Source organism: Neisseria maigaei, assembly GCF_958267405.1.
Taxonomy (GTDB): Bacteria; Pseudomonadota; Gammaproteobacteria; order Burkholderiales; family Neisseriaceae; genus Neisseria; species Neisseria bergeri.
This window is the reverse complement of record NZ_CATQFT010000001.1, coordinates 77,403-94,164: the sequence shown is the minus strand read 5'-3', so window position 1 is coordinate 94,164 and position 16,762 is coordinate 77,403. Positions and strand designations below refer to the sequence as shown.

The following is a 16,762-nucleotide window of genomic DNA, read 5'->3' as shown; positions in this document are numbered from 1 at the left end:
GTTTGAACGAATGCCGTCTGAAATCTGTTCAGACGGCATTTTTGTATCGGTCGGTTTTATGGTTTGACCGCTGCGTCTTCCAAACGGGTTCTGAAGTTCTCCAGATTCACACCTGCCGCTTCTGCGCGGCGGATGATTTCGTCAACCGGCATACCTTCTGCCGCCCGGCGGAAGCCCCACAGCAGGGAGCAGCGCGTACCGGTTCGGCAATAGGCAAGGACGGGATATTCGGCTTGTCCGATGAGTTGTCGGAAGGTTTCGACATCGTGTTTTTGGATGTCGCGGGCGGTAACGGGTTGGTGATGGAATCCGGTAATGCCTGCTTGTTCCAACCACTGTTTGATTTGGGCGAAGTCGGGTTGCGATTCTTCTTCGCGGTCGGGGCGGTTGCAGACGACGGTTTTGATGCCCAGTTGCGCGATTTGTTCCGCATCGGCTTTGGTCAGTTGTGGGGAGATATAGAGATGTTCGTCAAGTTTCAGAATGGCCATTTTGTTTCCTTTGCTTTGCCTTGCGGTTGTTTTTCAGACGGCATTTTGTGTGCAATGCCGTCTGAAAGTTTAACCGAACAACCAGTTTTCCAACAGGTTCCGGTCTGTGATATGCAGGATGGCAGTATCCGCCGCCGCTGCCTGAACCGTCAAGACGGTTTGACGCAATATGCCTGCACGGAAGAAGTGGATATTGATTTTTGCATTGACGTGGTATCGGGCCCATTGTGCGGCAAAGTCGGTGCAGGCATAACCGTCTAAAGCAATGATTTTGTCTTGCGGGCACAGTGCCGCAGATTCCGCGCTGCCGCCGTTGAAGACATGGGTCAGGACGATGTGGTCGGCGTTTTGTTTGAAACGTGCGCCGAAATCGCCTGCCGGCGGGACGGGGCAGATGTGTTCCGCATATCCGCCGCCGTGTTGTCGGGGAAGAGGCAGGAAGGTCAGTCCCACGCCTGCGGTTGCCAGGCATTCGGCAAGCGGCAAATCTTCGGTACTGTATAACGCTTTTTGGAAAAAATCTTCCAAATCCAAGCCGGTTATTTCCTGACAGCGGATTTGCCAGTGTTTTTCCGGAATGCCCGCGCGCGTATCCACCCACTCCCGATAGAGTTTGTCCATTACCGTATCGAGAGAATGTCTGCCGCCGCTTTTGTTCCGTATCAGCAAATCAAGGCACAATGCGGCAAGCGCGCCTTTCTGGTAGTAGCTGACGATGGCATTGGGACTGTTTTCATCCGGTTTGTAAAATTTGTTCCACGCGGTAAAACTCGATTCCGCCAAGGTCTGCCTCAAACGGCCGCGGGTTTGTTGTACGCGCGTAATGCCTTGTGCCAGCAGGTTTAAATAAGATTCGGGCGAGATGGTGCGGCTGCGTGCCAAAAACAAATCGTCGTAATAGGATGTAATGCCTTCGAACGCCCATAGTTGTTCGGTATAGTTTTCTTTGTCGAGGTCATAAGGGGCGAACGCGGCAGGTTTGATGGATTTGACGTTCCACGCGTGAAAATATTCGTGGGAGAAAAGTCCGAGCAATGTGGTGTAGGCATCGTCGGCATCGGTTATACGGTACGGGTACGGCGGAAGGCTGTGGCGGTCGGCGAGCAGGGCGGTGCTGTCGGCGTGTTCCAAACCGCCGTAAATATGGTCGCCGACGTGGAGCAGGAACAAATATTTCTCAAATGGGGCAGGGGAGGAAAACATTGCCAATTCAGTTTCGCAGATTCTCTTGAGGTCTGAAATCAGCCTGTTGCGGTCGAAGTCGGGATAGATGCCGCTTAGGGCAATCGTGTGCGGAATGCCTGCCGCCTTAAAATCTAAAAATTCAATCAAGCCCATCTCGACAGGTCGATCGATCAATTCGGTATAAGATGCCGTCTGAAAGACAAACCTCCCTGTTTCCGGCAGCGTTGTGGCAATACGCCATTCGGGTGGAATGCCCGTCAATTCCAAGCGGTGCGGCAGCGTTTCCGTTCCTTCGACTTTCAAAAACAGGCACGATCCGTCAAAAAAACCTCGTTCCGTCGACAGGAAAGAACCTCGAACCGACAAATCGAATGCATATACGGTGTAGCGGATTTGCCACTCGCCGCGTACGGCGGCAGCGTGCCAGCGGTTTTTTGCAATTTGTTCGAGCGGCATGGACGTGCCGTTACAGGATGCATGGATAGAAGTGATGTGGCGGGAAAAATCCCGAATCAGATAGCTGCCCGGAACCCAGTTTGGCAGGCTTATTTCTATAGGAAAATCATTATCTTGTGTGAATGTCAGCAGGATGTGCCACTCATGGTCTAGAGGTGAGGGGGCAATTTCATAATTAATCATGGCTATTAAATATATCGTTAAATATTATTGATAAAATGTCTTTAAAATGCAGCTTAATCTACATCAATAAAGTGTTATAAAAAAGGAGGCTTGAAAAACAAAGCAATGTCAAACTGGTTGCAATTTATTATAACAATATGATTTATATATAATAAGAATGAATTTAAGAAAAATTTTCCTTTATGTTGCAAATGTAATTCCGCTTGGCGTAATAAGGCAGATATGTTAAATTTAGAAAAAATTACGCTTGCCCAAGTTGTACCTTAAGAGGTCGAAAAGATGGGCAGGATAAAAAATTTTTATTCCCATAATTCATGGAGACTCTCATGGACACACAAACTTACAACTACAAAGTGGTGCGCCAGTTCGCCATCATGACTGTAGTTTGGGGTATCGTGGGCATGTTGGTCGGCGTTATCGTCGCAGCCCAACTGTTTGCTCCCGCCCTCGATTTGTCTAATATCGGACCTTGGTTCCACTTCGGCCGCCTGCGTCCGCTGCACACCAATGCGGTTATTTTCGCATTTGGCGGCTGCGGTCTGATCGGCACATCATACTACGTTGTCCAACGTACTTGTAATACCCGTCTTTTCGGCGACTGGCTGCCGGCATTTACCTTTTGGGGCTGGCAGGCGGTAATCGTTGCCGCCGCCGTCAGCTTCCCTATGGGTTGGACCCAAGGGAAGGAATATGCCGAACTGGAATGGCCGATCGACATTCTGATTACTTTGGTTTGGGTTGCATACGCCATTGTATTCTTCGGTACGATTGCCAAACGCAAGGTGAAACACATTTACGTTGCCAACTGGTTCTACGGCGGCTTTATTTTGGCGGTCGCACTTTTGCACATCGTCAACAATATCAGCATCCCGGCAGGGTTGATGAAATCGTATCCTGTTTATTCAGGTGCAATCGATGCCATGGTTCAATGGTGGTACGGGCATAACGCTGTGGGCTTCTTCCTGACTGCCGGCTTCTTGGGTATGATGTACTATTTCGTACCCAAACAAGCAGGCCGCCCCGTTTATTCCTACCGTCTGTCCGTCGTTCACTTCTGGGCGTTAATTTTTACCTATATGTGGGCAGGTCCGCACCATCTCCACTACACTGCGCTGCCTGACTGGACGCAATCTTTGGGTATGGTTTTGTCCTTGATTCTGTTCGCACCCTCTTGGGGCGGTATGATTAACGGTATTATGACCTTGTCCGGCGCGTGGGACAAACTGCGTACTGACCCGATTCTGAAATTCCTGATTGTTTCCCTGTCCTTCTACGGTATGTCTACCTTTGAAGGTCCGATGATGTCGATTAAAACGGTCAACGCATTGAGCCACTATACGGACTGGACCGTTGCGCACGTTCATGCGGGCGCATTGGGTTGGGTAGGCTTTGTAACCATCGGTTCTGTCTATTACATGATTCCCCGCCTCTTCGGTAAAGAACAGATGCACAGCACTAAGCTGGTGGAAGCGCATTTTTGGATTGCGACCATCGGCGTGGTTCTGTATATCGCCGCGATGTGGATTGCCGGCGTGATGCAGGGTTTGATGTGGGGTTCTTTGAATGATGACGGTACGCTGACCTACTCGTTTGTCGAATCCGTAAAACGCACCATGCCTTACTACATGATCCGTTTTGCAGGTGGTTTATTGTATCTGAGTGGTATGTGCATTATGGCGTACAACGTGTACCGCACAGCCATCGGTGGTAAAGCAGTCGATGCCGAAATCCCTGCGGTTTCCCAAACACAGCACCACTAAAATACTAAGAAAGATAGGCTACCAAAATGAAATTACAACAATTGGCTGAAGAAAAAATCGGCGTTCTGATTGTGTTCACGCTGCTTGTAGTCAGTGTCGGTTTGTTGATTGAAGTTGTGCCCTTGGCCTTTACCAAGGCGGCAACACAGCCGGCGCCGGGCGTGAAGCCTTACAATGCCTTGCAGGTTGCCGGACGCGATATTTACATCCGTGAGGGCTGTTACAACTGCCACTCGCAAATGATTCGTCCGTTCCGTGCGGAAACCGAGCGTTACGGTCATTACTCTGTTGCCGGGGAGTCGGTTTACGATCATCCGTTCCAATGGGGTTCCAAACGTACCGGTCCTGATTTGGCACGTGTGGGCGGCCGCTATTCCGACGAATGGCACCGCATCCACCTGCTGAATCCCCGTGATGTCGTGCCTGAGTCCAATATGCCGGCATTCCCGTGGCTTGCACGCAATAAAGTCGATGTCGATGCAACCGTTGCCAACATGAAGGCTTTGCGTAAAGTAGGTACTCCTTACAGTGATGAGGAAATTGCGAAAGCGCCTGAGGCTTTGGCAAACAAATCCGAGCTGGATGCTGTAGTCGCCTATCTGCAAGGATTGGGTCTGGCTTTGAAAAACGTAAGGTAACATCATGGATATTAACGGTATTCGCGCTCTTTTCACGGTATGGATCTTTATCTGTTTCCTGTTGGTACTCTATATCGTCTTCAACAGGCGGAATAAGAAAAATTACGATGATGCCGCAAACAGCATTTTTGATGAAAACCAAGATGCGCAAGATAAGAAAAGCGAAAACCGTTAATATTGTGATAACGGAGCAAAACAATGAACACAACATCCCAATTTACCAGTAACTTCTGGAATATATATATTGCAGTCATTGTCTTACTGAGCTTTATCGCTTTGGCTTGGCTGCTGCTGTCTCAAAATGTTGTCAAACGCCCGAAAAAAGGCGAAGAAGTACAAACCACAGGTCACGAGTGGGACGGTATTGCCGAATACGACAACCCGCTGCCGCGCTGGTGGTTTTGGCTGTATGTTTTGACATGGCTGTTCGGTATCGGTTATCTGGTTATGTATCCGGGTGTCGGCGACTACAAAGGTCTGCTGAAATGGACCAGCCATAACCAATATGAAAAAGAGGTCAAAAAAGCCGATGAGCAATACGGCAAACTGTATGCCAAGTTTGCGGATATGCCGATTGAAAAAGTGGCAAAAGACCCACAGGCCAAGCAAATCGCCCAAAACCTGTTTAACACTTATTGTATCCAGTGTCACGGTTCTGATGCCAAAGGCTCTAAAGGTTTCCCCAACCTGACTGACAGCGATTGGCTGTGGGGTGGCGATCCCGATAAAATCCACGAGACCATTGAAAAAGGCCGTGTTGCGACTATGCCTGCCTGGGGTCCCGCTTTGGGCGAAGAAGGCGTGAAAGACGTTGCTCATTATGTGATGTCCCTTTCAAAACCCAAAGGTCAGTATGATGAGGAACGTGCCGCACGCGGACAAGCCTTGTTCAGCGGTCCGCCTGCCAACTGTTTCACCTGCCACGGCGACAAAGGTCAAGGTATTCAAGGTTTGGGTCCGAACCTGACTGATGACGTATGGTTGTGGGGTGGTACGCAAAAATCCATTATCGAAACCATTACCAACGGACGCAGCAGCCAAATGCCCGCGTGGGGACGTTTCTTGGATAAAGACAAACTGCATATCATGACTGCTTATGTATGGGGTCTTTCCAATAAAGACGGCAAAGCACCTGTGAAAAAAGCCGAGCCTGCACCGACTCCCGCACCGGCGGCAGAACCCGCAGCATCTGCTCCTGCAGAAGCAGCACAAGCCGCTTCTGAAGCCAAACCTGCCGCAGCAGAACCTAAAGCCGAGGAAAAAGCCGCACCTGCTGCCAAAGTGGACGGCAAACAGGTTTATGAAACCGTTTGTGCCGCCTGCCACGGCAATGCAATTCCAGGTATTCCCCATGTAGGCACCAAAGCCGACTGGGCCGACCGCATCAAAAAAGGCAAGGACACGTTGCACAAACACGCAATCGAAGGTTTCAATACGATGCCCGCAAAAGGCGGTCGCGGCGATTTGAGCGATGATGAGGTTAAAGCTGCGGTTGACTATATGGTCAACCAGTCAGGCGGCAAATTCTAACCGTTGTTTTCCGACTTTGTCGGACGCAGGAATCCGGATTCATATCGAATCCGGATTTTTTATTTTGAACGGAAATCCTGTTTTTGATTTATGCCGTCTGAAAGTGGGATTTTGATGCTTAAACAGTCAGACCGACTGATATTTTTGTATGGTTTAAAGAATGGTGCAACTGGGTGTCGGACAGCATTGTTTGATGCTTTCAGACGGCATATGGGTTTGTTTCTTCAAAATTGAATCTTTTTTCATATGTTGTAAAAAATATTGATTTTAGTCATAAAGAATTAGTCTTTATTGTTTATAATCGCGCATCAACACAATAGCCCTAATTTCAACAGGACGATTAATGGATACACAAATCAAAACTGAAGCCGGTCAGCAGAATAACCGGTGTTATCTGACCGTTTGGCGGTGGCATTTTTATGCCGGTTTGTTGGTTATGCCCTTCTTGACCCTGCTTGCCGTTACAGGTTTGGGTATGCTGTTGTTTGCCAATATTACCGGCAAGGAGGGCGAGCGGATTCATGTTGTGCCGCAGGCAACGGTACAACCTCTGTCTGTTCAGGCAGAAGCGGCACGCAGTGCCGTTAATACGGAGACTTCGTCCGTCGTCCAATATATTGCACCGCGTGCCGATGATATGGTTGCCGTGTTCCGTGTTAACAATGAGGGCAAGGCAACGATGGTTGCGGTCGATCCTTATACGGCAAAAGTGGTCAGTACCATGCCGCGCAATCAGGGTTGGTATCACACGATGGATGAAATCCACAGCGATATGATGCTCGGTGCGGCAGGCGATTATCTTTTGGAAACGGCTGCATCGCTGACGATTATCATGATAATCAGCGGTTTGTACCTTTGGTGGGTGAAATGGCGCGGCATCAAGGCGATGCTGCTGCCGCCAAAAGGCAGGGCGCGTTCTTGGTGGCGGAATCTGCACGGCGCGTTTGGAACTTGGGTATCGTTGATTTTACTGTTGTTCTGCCTGTCGGGTATTGCTTGGGCAGGTATTTGGGGCGGCAAGTTCGTGCAGGCTTGGAGTCAGTTTCCGGCAGGCAAATGGGGTGTCGAACCGAACCCTGTTTCAGTCGTGCCGACCCACGGTGAGGTATTGAATGACGGCAAGGTTAAAGAAGTACCGTGGATTTTGGAGCTTACGCCCATGCCTGTTTCAGGGACGACTGTGGGTGAAAACGGCATTAACCCCAGCGAGCCGATGACATTGGAAACCGTCGACCGTTTTGCGCGGGAAATCGGTTTCAAAGGGCGTTATCAGTTGAATTTGCCCAAAGGCGAGGACGGGGTATGGACTTTGTCGCAAGACTCTATGAGTTACGACATGATCAGCCCGTTTGCCGACCGCACGGTACATATCGACCAATACAGCGGCAAAATCCTTGCCGACATCCGCTTTGACGATTACAACCCGTTCGGCAAATTTATGGCGGCAAGCATTGCGCTGCATATGGGTACTCTGGGCTGGTGGAGCGTGTTGGCGAACGTCTTGTTCTGCCTTGCCGTCATTTTTATCGGTATCAGCGGCTGCGTGATGTGGTGGAAACGCCGTCCGGCCGGAGCGGTGGGCATGGTTCCTCCGGCGCAGAAAATCAAGCTGCCGGTTTGGTGGATGATGGCGGTGCCGCTGCTGCTGATTGCATTGCTTTTCCCGACCGCGCTGGTTGCCATTGCCGTGATTTGCCTGCTGGATACCTTGCTGCTGTCGCGGATTCCTGTTTTGAGGAGATGGTTTAAATGACCCGATGCCGTCTGAAGCGTTCAGACGGCATTTTGTTTGAAGGCGGGCGGGGGAAAGGCTATATAATCCCGAATACTTAACCACAGCTTCTGTTTGAAATCATGTTTTATCTGTATCAATCCAACCGCCTCGAAACGCTCGCTGCACTGTTTGCCCGCATTCAAAAAGTCAAACCGCTGAAATCTGCCTTGCAGCCCGAACAGATTGTTGTGCAGAGTCAGGGGATGCGCCGCTACCTCGACACCTGCCTCGCCCGTGATTTGGGCGTGGCGGCGAATTTGTCGTTCAGCCTGCCCGCCGGTCTGACGTGGAAGCTGATGAAAAAACTGATTCCCGGCATTCCGGAACTCAGCCCGTTTGCACCCGAAGTGATGCGCTGGCGGCTGCTGGATTTGTTCCGCAGCGCAGCGTTTCAAAACGGAGCGGAATTTGAAGACGTAAGGCATGTGCTGCAAAACTATTTGGGCAGCGGCGAATCGGCGGATTACCAGCTTGCGGGACAACTGGCGGACATATTCGACCAATACCTCGTCTATCGCCCGCAGTGGATTGACGCGTGGCAGCAGGGCAGGATACTCGGTTTAGGCGACGACGAAATCTGGCAGTCCAAACTGTGGCGTTACCTCGACGACGGCAGGCAGAGCGCGCCGCACCGGGTTGCGTTGTGGGAAAAGCTGTTGGCTTCTTTGAGCAGCGACAAGCTGCCCGAACGCTATTTCGTGTTCGGCATTTCCACGATGGCGCCGATGTATTTGCAGCTTTTGCACAAGCTGTCCGAACATTGCGACGTGTTTGTGTTTGCACTCAATCCGAGCGGGATGTATTGGGGCAACGTCATCGAAGCGGTGCAAATCCTCAAAGGCGGCGGCGATCCCGATTTAACTCAGGCAGGGCATCCGTTGCTCGCCTCATTGGGCAAGCAGGGGCGGGACTTTTTCGACTTTTTGAACGAAATGGAAATAGAAGGCGAAACGCCGGTATTTGAAGAAGGCGGGCACGATACGCTTTTGCACGCCCTGCAAACCGATATTCAAAACCTGAAAATGCCGTCTGAAAATGTGGGAAGCGTCGGTACGGATGACGGCTCGATACGCATCGTATCGGCACACAGCCCTTTGCGCGAATTGCAGATACTCAAAGACAAACTGTTGAAAATTCTGCATGAACATCCCGATTGGCAGCCGCATGATATCGCCGTATTAACCCCGAACATCGAATCCTATACGCCTTTTATCGAAGCCGTGTTTGGACAGGCGCAGCCCGGCGCGCAGGCATTGCCGTATTCCGTTTCGGACGTGAAAATCAGCCGCCGACAACCGTTTTTTTACGCGTTGGAATGCGTGTCCGACTTGCTGGAAAGCCGTTTTGAAGTCGGCAAAGTGCTCGCGCTTTTGGAAACCGCGCCCGTGTTGCGCCGTTTCGGACTGACTGAGGACGATTTGCCGCTTTTGCACGATATGGTTGCCGATTTGAATGTCCATTGGGGATTGGACGGCGCAATGCGCGGCGGCACGGATCAACTGTTTACCTGGAAGCAGGCGGCAGACCGTATGGTATTGGGCTGGATGCTGCCTGAAGGCGGCAACCCGATGTGGCAGGGGGTCAGCGCGTGGTATGCCGACGTGAACCAAACCGCCCTGTTCGGACGTTTTGCCGCCTTTATCGAGTCCCTGACGGATATTGTACGGATATGGCGGCAACCTGCGACGGTTGATGAATGGGTAGGACGTTGCCGAGGTTTGCTTAAAACATTGTTCCAAGCCGAAGCCGATGACCAAAAGGCAGTCCAAAATCTTGAAAACGAATGGGTCAAATGGCAGGCGGAAACCGAATTGGCGCAATTTTCCGGACAGTTGCCGCAACAAACCGTCATCCGCCATATCCGCCGTTTCCTCGACAGTGAAAGCGAGGCGGGCTTTTTACGCAGCGGCATCACTTTTTGCAGTATGGTACCGATGCGCAGCCTGCCCTTTAAAGTCATCTGCCTGTTGGGTTTGAACGACGGAGATTTTCCCCGTAATACCAAAGCCGCCGTATTCGACCTGATTGCCAAACATCCCGCCAAAGGCGACCGCGCCCGCCGCGACGACGACCGCTACCTCTTCCTCGAAGCCCTCATCAGCGCGCGCGAAATCCTGTATTTGTCCTACATCGGGCGCGACATCCGCAAAGACGAAGAGCTTGCCCCGTCTTCCCTGTTGGGCGAACTTATCGATACCGTTGCCGCCATGACCGGCACAAACAGCCGCCAACTTGCACAAAATTGGATAGAACAGCATCCGCTGCAAGCCTTCTCGCGCCGATATTTCCAAGAAGGCGGACGTTCAGACGGCATATTCGGCACGCGTACCGACTACGCCGCCGCGCTCGGACAAACGCCCGAACCGCCACAACCCTTTTTCGACACACCCATCGACAGCCGCGAACCCGTTGCCGAAATCGGACAGGACGAATTTATCCGATTCTGGCGCAACCCCGTCAAAGTATGGCTTCAGCAGCAGCTTGCGTGGAGCGAACCCCATATCGGCGAAGCCTGGGAGCCTGCCGAACCCTTCGAGCCGCAACACGCGGAGCAAATCGCCGAAACCTACATCGAAGCACGGCGCGAAGGACGGGATTTTGCCCAAACCGCCGCCCGCATCGTTGCGGAAAGCCTCCTGCCGTCGGGAGAGTTGGGCAGACTTTGGCAGCAGGACTTCCAAACCGCCGCCAAACAAATCGACACGGCGGTTTTAAACAGCCCAAAACTGCCCCCGTTCCCATACGCCATACCGTCGGACGGGCAAATCCTGAAAGGCAGCTTGGGCAATTTATACCAATGCGGACAAGTGTTTTACGCCTACGGCAAACCCAACGCGCCGCAACGTGTGGCTTTTTTGTTGGAACACCTGATATTTTGCGCCGTCATGCCGTCTGAAGCCGAAACGCGGCAAACCTTTATCGTCCAATCCGGAGAAACCGAAATATTGGCGGAAATCGCGCAAGGCAGGGCATTGCGGCTGTTGTCGGAATGGATGGCGTTTTTCAATATCGGGCAAAACCGCCCCTTGCCGTTTTTTGCCAAAACCTCGCTTGCCGCCGCCGAAGCATTTGCTCAAAAACAAGATTGGGAAGCCGCCCTGAAAAAAGCCCAAACCGCCTACCACGGCAACAAAGTCAGCAAAGGGCAGAAAGACTATACCGAAGTCGCCCTCGTTTTCGGCAACGCAAGCCAAAACCCGCTCGAACAGCCCCTGTTTGAAAACCTCGTCCGCCTGCTCGCCGATACGCTTGCCGCAGCGGAAAAAAAGGAAGAGGACGGAGAAGCCTGACGGGATGGTACGGCAAATGCCGTCTGAAAACAGCAAAAGGTTTTCAGACGGCATTTTTACCAAGGCCTGATTATTTCCGGCGCAGGCAGGGATGGTTTTCCAAGTTGTCCATCATTATCCCGATGATGCGCGGGGCAGTTTTACCCAAATCGAAATTTTCTCCGGAAGAGAGCCAACGCCAAATCAGCCCGTCCAAGGTTGATTTGATGAAGATGACCGCCGTTTCTTTGTCCAAATCGTCTGCCAAATCCTGATTTTCCACCGCTTCGGTCAAAACGGCGGTAATTTTCTCGCGCCAGATTGCCTGATGCTTGCGGGCAATGGCGATAACGGCGGCGTTTTGCTCCGTGTGTTCGCATTTTAAAAACAGGATGTTGTGGAATTTGTAGTGGATGTCGTTGCTTTGCAGCCGCTCGAAAAAGTGCAGCAGCGTGTGGCGGAATACCGTCCAAGAACCTCCTTCGGCATTTGCGGCATCTTGCGCGATGCAGTTTTCGATGTCGTCGCAGATACGTTGGAACAATGCGTCGAACAAGTCTTCCTTATTTTTGAAATGCCAATAGAGCGCGCCGCGCGTTACACCGGCGGCTTGGGAGATTTCGTTGAGCGAGGTGCGCGCAATCCCTTTTCGGTAAAAGGTTTCCAAGGCGGCAAGCATCAGGTGTTCTTTGGTTTTTAAGGCTTCGGTTTTGGTTTTTCTCATAATGGCGTTTTCGTTCCGGCGCGGTTTGACGGTTGGGATTATAAAAAAGACTTTGTATCCGTGCAATCGTGTATGTATAATAACGCCCCTGAAATTGAGACAGTTTCCCAGTGCCGAAGTGCCGAACCCACCTGCTTTGCAACCCGTTTGAATACAGGGATGCCGAAGCAGGCGGTTTTGTATTTTGAAACGGGAATTTCTGTTAAATCTAAAATCCTTTAATAAAATCATACAGATAGGATAAACAATGGCTTTTTATGCTTCTAAGGCGATGTGTGCGGCCGCGTTGGCTGCCGCCGTTGCATTGGCACTGTCGTCTTGCGGTAAAGGCGGAGACGCGGCGCAGGGCGGGCAGCCTGCGGGTCGGGAAGCCCCTGCACCCGTCGTCGGTGTCGTAACCGTCCATCCGCAAACCGTTGCGTTGACCGTCGAGTTGCCGGGGCGTTTGGAATCGCTGCGTACTGCCGATGTCCGCGCCCAAGTTGGCGGCATCATCCAAAAACGCCTGTTCCAAGAAGGCAGTTATGTCCGTGCCGGACAGCCGCTGTATCAGATCGACAGTTCCACTTATGAAGCAGGTCTGGAAAGCGCGCGCGCCCAATTAGCCAGCGCGCAGGCGACCCTCGCTAAAGCCAATGCCGACTTGACGCGTTACAAACCGCTGGTTGCCGCCGATGCCATCAGTAAACAAGAGTACGATGCTGCGGTAACGGCGAAACGTTCTGCCGAGGCAGGCGTTAAAGCGGCACAGGCGGCAATCAAATCCGCCGGCATCAATCTGAACCGTTCGCGCATCACCGCGCCGATTTCGGGCTTTATCGGTCAGTCCAAAGTTTCCGAAGGTACGTTGCTGAACGCTGGCGATGCGACCGTACTGGCGACCATCCGTCAAACCAATCCGATGTATGTGAACGTTACCCAGTCTGCATCCGAAGTGATGAAGCTGCGCCAACAGGTTGCAGAGGGCAAGCTGCTGGCGGCAGACGGTGCGATAGCGGTCGGCATCAAATTTGACGACGGTACGGTTTATCCTGAAAAAGGCCGCCTGCTGTTTGCCGATCCGACCGTCAACGAATCGACCGGTCAGATTACCCTGCGTGCCGCCGTGCCGAACGATCAGAATATCCTGATGCCCGGCCTGTATGTGCGCGTGCTGATGGATCAAGTGGCGGTGGATAATGCATTTGTTGTGCCGCAGCAGGCGGTAACGCGCGGTGTGAAAGATACTGTGATGATTGTGAATGCCCAAGGTGGTATGGAACCCCGAGAGGTAACGGTTGCACAACAGCAGGGTGCGAATTGGATTGTTACGTCAGGTCTGAAGGACGGGGACAAGGTGGTTGTGGAAGGAATCAGTATCGCCGGTATGACGGGTGCGAAAAAAGTAACGCCTAAAGAATGGATGCCGTCTGAAAACCAAGCCGCCGCGCCTCAATCCGCCGTTCAGACGGCATCTGAAGCCAAAACTGCTTCTGAAGCGGAATAAGGAAGGCATCGATGGCTAAATTCTTTATCGACCGCCCCATTTTTGCGTGGGTTATTTCGATTTTCATTATTGCGGCGGGTATTTTCGGCATTAAAAGCCTGCCTGTTTCGCAATATCCGTCTGTTGCCGCACCGAATATTACCCTGAGGGCTACTTATCCGGGTGCATCCGCACAAGTGATGGAAGACAGCGTACTTTCCGTTATCGAGCGGAATATGAACGGCGTGGAAGGTTTGGATTATATGTCCACTTCCGCCGATTCGAGCGGTAGCGGCAGCGTGAGCCTGACCTTTACGCCTGAAACCAATGAAGATTTGGCGCAGGTGGAGGTGCAGAACAAGCTTTCCGAAGTATTGAGCACGCTGCCGGCAACCGTCCAGCAATACGGCGTAACCGTATCCAAGGCGCGTTCCAATTTCCTGATGATTGTGATGCTGTCGTCGGATGTGCAGTCAACCGAAGAGATGAACGACTACGCGCAGCGCAATATTGTGCCAGAACTGCAACGTATCGAAGGCGTGGGGCAGGTACGCCTGTTTGGTGCGCAACGTGCTATGCGCATTTGGGTCGATCCTAAGAAACTGCAAAACTACAATTTGTCGTTTGCCGATATCGGCAGTGCGCTGTCGGCACAGAATATCCAAATTTCCGCAGGTTCCATCGGTTCGCTTCCTGCTGTTCAGGGGCAGACTGTTACGGCTACCGTAACGGCGCAAGGGCAGTTGAGTACGGCCGAAGAATTCGGCAACGTCATCCTCCGCGCCAATACTGATGGTTCTAATGTTTACCTGAAGGATGTGGCGAAAGTCGGATTGGGTATGGAAGACTATTCTTCCTCAACCCGTCTGAACGGTGTAAATACCACCGGTATGGCGGTGATGCTGTCCAACAGCGGCAATGCGATGGCGACGGCAAAGGCGGTTAAAGAACGCATGGCGACGTTGGAAAAATACTTTCCTCAGGGTATGAGCTGGAAAACCCCTTACGATACTTCCAAATTCGTTGAAATTTCGATTGAAAAAGTGATTCACACTTTAATCGAAGCAATGGTGCTGGTGTTTGTCGTAATGTACCTCTTCCTGCAAAACATCCGTTATACGCTGATTCCGACCATCGTCGTACCGATTTCCCTGTTGGGCGGTTTCGCCTTCATCTCTTATATGGGCATGTCGATTAACGTACTGACCATGTTTGCGATGGTTTTGGTCATCGGTATCGTGGTCGATGACGCGATTGTGGTGGTTGAAAACGTCGAGCGCATTATGGCGGGTGAAGGCCTGCCGCCTAAGGCTGCAACCAAAAAAGCAATGGGTCAGATTTCCGGCGCGGTGGTCGGTATTACTGCTGTTTTGATGTCGGTATTCGTTCCTCTGGCTATGTTCAGCGGGGCGACGGGCAATATCTATAAACAGTTTGCACTGACTATGGCGGCATCGATAGCCTTCTCCGCCTTCCTTGCGCTGACACTCACACCTGCTTTGTGTGCCACAATGTTGAAGGCCATCCCGAAAGGGCATCACGAAGAGAAAAAAGGTTTCTTCGGTTGGTTTAACAAAAAATTCGACAACTGGACACACGGCTACGAAGGCTGGGTTGCCAAAGTGCTGCGTAAGACTTTGCGCATGATGGTGGTTTACATCGGCTTGGCGGTTGTCGGCGTATTCCTGTTTATGCGCCTGCCGACTTCGTTCTTGCCGACCGAAGACCAAGGCTTCGTTATGGTCAGCGTGCAACTGCCTGCGGGTGCGACCAAAGAGCGCACCGATGCGACTTTGGCGCAAGTTACCCAATTGGCGAAAAGCATTCCTGAAATAGAAAACATCATCACCGTTTCCGGCTTCAGCTTTTCGGGCAGCGGTCAGAATATGGCGATGGGTTTTGCGATGCTTAAGGATTGGAACGAACGTACCGCCCCGGGCAGCGATGCCGTTGCGATTGCCGGCAAGCTGACGGGTATGATGATGGGGACGCTGAAAGACGGTTTCGGCATCGCCATCGTCCCGCCTCCGATTATGGAGTTGGGCAACGGTTCGGGCCTGACCATCAACCTGCAAGACCGCAACAACACCGGCCATACCGCATTGCTGGCCAAACGCAACGAGTTGATTCAGAAAATGCGTACCAGCGGTTTGTTTAACCCCAGCACCGTCCGTGCAGGCGGTTTGGAAGACGCGCCGCAGTTGAAAATCGACATCAACCGTGCCGCAGCGGCGGCACAAGGTATTTCTTTTGCCAGCATCCGTACCGCACTGGCAAATGCGCTGGGTTCGTCTTACGTCAACGATTTTCCGAACCAAGGCCGTTTGCAGCGCGTGATGGTTCAGGCGGATGCTTCGGCACGCATGCAGCCTGCCGACATCTTGAATCTGACTGTGCCGAACAGCTCGGGCATTGCCGTTCCGCTTTCTTCGATTGCCACCGTTTCGTGGCAGATGGGTACGGAACAGAGCGTACGCTTCAACGGTTATCCCTCGATGGATCTGTCCGCTTCGCCCGCAACAGGTGTTTCTACCGGTCAGGCCATGGAGGCAGTTCAAAAAATGGTTGACGAAATGGGCGGCGGTTACAGCCTCGAATGGGGCGGACAGTCGCGCGAAGAGGCAAAAGGCAGTTCGCAAACCGTTGCCCTTTACGCGCTTGCCGCCGCCGCCGTTTTCCTCGTGCTTGCCGCACTTTATGAAAGCTGGTCTATTCCGCTGGCGGTCCTACTGGTGATGCCTTTAGGCTTGGCAGGGGCGGCGGCAGGTGTAACCGGGCGCAACCTGTTTGAAGGACTGTTGGGCAGCGTTCCCTCGTTCGCCAACGACATCTACTTCCAAGTCGGTTTCGTTACCGTGATGGGCTTGAGTGCGAAAAACGCGATTCTGATTATCGAGTTTGCCAAAGACCTTCAAGCGCAAGGGAAAAGCGCGGTTGAAGCCGCTTTGGAAGCCGCCCGCCTGCGTTTCCGTCCGATTATCATGACCTCGTTCGCCTTTATTTTGGGCGTGGTTCCCCTGTATATTGCCGGCGGTGCAAGTTCTGCCAGCCAGCGCGCCATCGGCACGACCGTGTTCTGGGGGATGCTGGTCGGTACGCTCTTGTCCGTGTTCCTTGTTCCGCTTTTCTATGTGGTGGTACGCAAATTCTTCAAAGAAACCGCGCACGAGCACGAAATGGCGGTGAAACACGCCGCCGAGGCGGGCATCACCGGTTCGGACGACAGCCAACATTAAGCAACCATGCCGTCTGAACGCCCACGGGTTTTCAGACGGCATCAGGACTTT

11 protein-coding genes are annotated in these 16,762 nt (G+C 52.2%); 8 read left to right on the top strand and 3 right to left on the bottom strand.

Annotated elements, in window-relative coordinates:
• Positions 1 to 56: 56 nt before the first annotated feature.
• A complete protein-coding gene (locus Q3O06_RS00455) occupies positions 57 to 491 on the bottom strand; it encodes a TIGR01244 family sulfur transferase (RefSeq protein WP_301816978.1) in 435 nt (144 codons plus the stop codon).
• A 69-nt stretch (positions 492 to 560) separates the two neighbouring features.
• Complete coding sequence (locus Q3O06_RS00450; protein WP_301816976.1) at positions 561 to 2,315, bottom strand: M61 family metallopeptidase; 1,755 nt, start codon at positions 2,313 to 2,315, stop codon at positions 561 to 563.
• A 326-nt stretch (positions 2,316 to 2,641) separates the two neighbouring features.
• On the opposite strand from Q3O06_RS00450, the gene ccoN reads away from it, so the two are divergent.
• The 6 genes from ccoN (at position 2,642) to recC (ending at position 11,307) form a co-directional block, all read left to right on the top strand.
• Positions 2,642 to 4,075 (top strand): cytochrome-c oxidase, cbb3-type subunit I, encoded by a 1,434-nt coding sequence (gene ccoN, locus Q3O06_RS00445; RefSeq protein ID WP_301816974.1) that lies wholly within the window; start codon positions 2,642 to 2,644, stop codon positions 4,073 to 4,075.
• Positions 4,076 to 4,101: 26 nt separating this feature from the next.
• Positions 4,102 to 4,713 carry a cytochrome-c oxidase, cbb3-type subunit II gene (gene ccoO, locus Q3O06_RS00440; RefSeq protein WP_002212596.1) on the top strand — a complete coding sequence of 204 codons (612 nt, stop codon included), beginning with the start codon at positions 4,102 to 4,104 and terminating at the stop codon, positions 4,711 to 4,713.
• A gap of 4 nt (positions 4,714 to 4,717) precedes the next feature.
• Complete coding sequence (locus Q3O06_RS00435; protein WP_003752303.1) at positions 4,718 to 4,888, top strand: CcoQ/FixQ family Cbb3-type cytochrome c oxidase assembly chaperone; 171 nt, start codon at positions 4,718 to 4,720, stop codon at positions 4,886 to 4,888.
• 23 nt (positions 4,889 to 4,911) lie between these two features.
• Positions 4,912 to 6,243 carry a cytochrome-c oxidase, cbb3-type subunit III gene (ccoP, locus tag Q3O06_RS00430; protein ID WP_301816971.1) on the top strand — a complete coding sequence of 444 codons (1,332 nt, stop codon included), beginning with the start codon at positions 4,912 to 4,914 and terminating at the stop codon, positions 6,241 to 6,243.
• 343 nt (positions 6,244 to 6,586) lie between these two features.
• Positions 6,587 to 7,996: a PepSY-associated TM helix domain-containing protein gene (locus Q3O06_RS00425; protein ID WP_301816969.1), complete on the top strand. Its 1,410-nt coding sequence runs from the start codon at positions 6,587 to 6,589 to the stop codon at positions 7,994 to 7,996.
• 101 nt (positions 7,997 to 8,097) lie between these two features.
• Positions 8,098 to 11,307 (top strand): exodeoxyribonuclease V subunit gamma, encoded by a 3,210-nt coding sequence (gene recC / locus Q3O06_RS00420; protein ID WP_301816967.1) that lies wholly within the window; start codon positions 8,098 to 8,100, stop codon positions 11,305 to 11,307.
• A gap of 70 nt (positions 11,308 to 11,377) precedes the next feature.
• On the opposite strand, the gene mtrR is transcribed toward recC, so the two are convergent.
• Positions 11,378 to 12,010: a multidrug efflux system transcriptional repressor MtrR gene (gene mtrR / locus Q3O06_RS00415; RefSeq protein ID WP_301816965.1), complete on the bottom strand. Its 633-nt coding sequence runs from the start codon at positions 12,008 to 12,010 to the stop codon at positions 11,378 to 11,380.
• Positions 12,011 to 12,257: 247 nt separating this feature from the next.
• On the opposite strand from mtrR, the gene mtrC reads away from it, so the two are divergent.
• Together mtrC and mtrD are read left to right on the top strand one after the other, a co-directional pair.
• The gene (mtrC, locus tag Q3O06_RS00410) at positions 12,258 to 13,496 is read left to right on the top strand and encodes a multidrug efflux RND transporter periplasmic adaptor subunit MtrC (RefSeq protein WP_301816963.1); all 1,239 of its coding nucleotides are present in this window, start codon (positions 12,258 to 12,260) and stop codon (positions 13,494 to 13,496) included.
• 11 nt (positions 13,497 to 13,507) lie between these two features.
• Positions 13,508 to 16,711, top strand: coding sequence for a multidrug efflux RND transporter permease subunit MtrD (gene mtrD / locus Q3O06_RS00405; protein WP_301816962.1), 3,204 nt, complete (start codon positions 13,508 to 13,510; stop codon positions 16,709 to 16,711).
• Positions 16,712 to 16,762 lie beyond the last annotated feature (51 nt).

Coding starts and splice junctions, on each gene's coding strand:
- mtrD (WP_301816962.1), top strand. CDS start 13,508: ATGGCTAAATTCTTTATCGACCGCCCCATTTTTGCGTGGGTTATTTCG.
- Q3O06_RS00450 (WP_301816976.1), bottom strand. CDS start 2,315: ATGATTAATTATGAAATTGCCCCCTCACCTCTAGACCATGAGTGGCAC.
- ccoO (WP_002212596.1), top strand. CDS start 4,102: ATGAAATTACAACAATTGGCTGAAGAAAAAATCGGCGTTCTGATTGTG.
- ccoN (WP_301816974.1), top strand. CDS start 2,642: ATGGACACACAAACTTACAACTACAAAGTGGTGCGCCAGTTCGCCATC.
- Q3O06_RS00425 (WP_301816969.1), top strand. CDS start 6,587: ATGGATACACAAATCAAAACTGAAGCCGGTCAGCAGAATAACCGGTGT.
- recC (WP_301816967.1), top strand. CDS start 8,098: ATGTTTTATCTGTATCAATCCAACCGCCTCGAAACGCTCGCTGCACTG.
- Q3O06_RS00435 (WP_003752303.1), top strand. CDS start 4,718: ATGGATATTAACGGTATTCGCGCTCTTTTCACGGTATGGATCTTTATC.
- mtrR (WP_301816965.1), bottom strand. CDS start 12,010: ATGAGAAAAACCAAAACCGAAGCCTTAAAAACCAAAGAACACCTGATG.
- Q3O06_RS00455 (WP_301816978.1), bottom strand. CDS start 491: ATGGCCATTCTGAAACTTGACGAACATCTCTATATCTCCCCACAACTG.
- ccoP (WP_301816971.1), top strand. CDS start 4,912: ATGAACACAACATCCCAATTTACCAGTAACTTCTGGAATATATATATT.
- mtrC (WP_301816963.1), top strand. CDS start 12,258: ATGGCTTTTTATGCTTCTAAGGCGATGTGTGCGGCCGCGTTGGCTGCC.